This window comes from Vibrio sp. 1069, from assembly GCF_033340555.1.
Genome location: NZ_JAWOWP010001043.1, coordinates 1 through 501, shown reverse-complemented (window position 1 = coordinate 501; position 501 = coordinate 1). Strand labels below are relative to the sequence as shown.

The window sequence follows — 501 nt, the reverse complement described above, 5'->3', positions numbered from 1 at the left end:
AGTTCGTGGCGGATCGGCAAGAGAAAATCCACTGTAGCAAACCCTTCCGCGTGTACGCGAACAACGACTTCATCGGCATGCAACTTGGCGGTGCAGTGAAAAACGTTATCGCAATTGGCGCAGGTATGTCAGACGGCATCGGTTTTGGTGCAAACGCACGTACTGCGTTGATTACCCGTGGCTTGGCTGAAATGAGCCGCCTTGGCGCTGCACTTGGTGCCAAACCAGAAACCTTCATGGGTATGGCTGGTTTAGGTGACTTGGTTCTTACGTGTACTGACAACCAGTCACGTAACCGCCGCTTTGGTTTAGCTCTCGGTCAAGGTAAAGACGTTGACACGGCACAAGAAGAAATTGGCCAAGTCGTAGAAGGCTACCGCAACACGAAAGAAGTATGGATGCTCTCCCAACGCATGGGCGTTGAGATGCCGATTGTTGACCAAATGTATCAAGTATTGTAGCAAGGAAAAGATGCACGCCTGGCAGCGCAAGATTTACTTG

Annotated in this window: 1 pseudogene; it reads left to right on the top strand. The window is 50.9% G+C overall.

The window, feature by feature from the left end:
- Positions 1-458: pseudogene (locus R7040_RS30500) on the top strand (NAD(P)H-dependent glycerol-3-phosphate dehydrogenase); the annotation flags it as partial.
- Between the last annotated feature and the right edge of the window lie 43 nt (positions 459-501).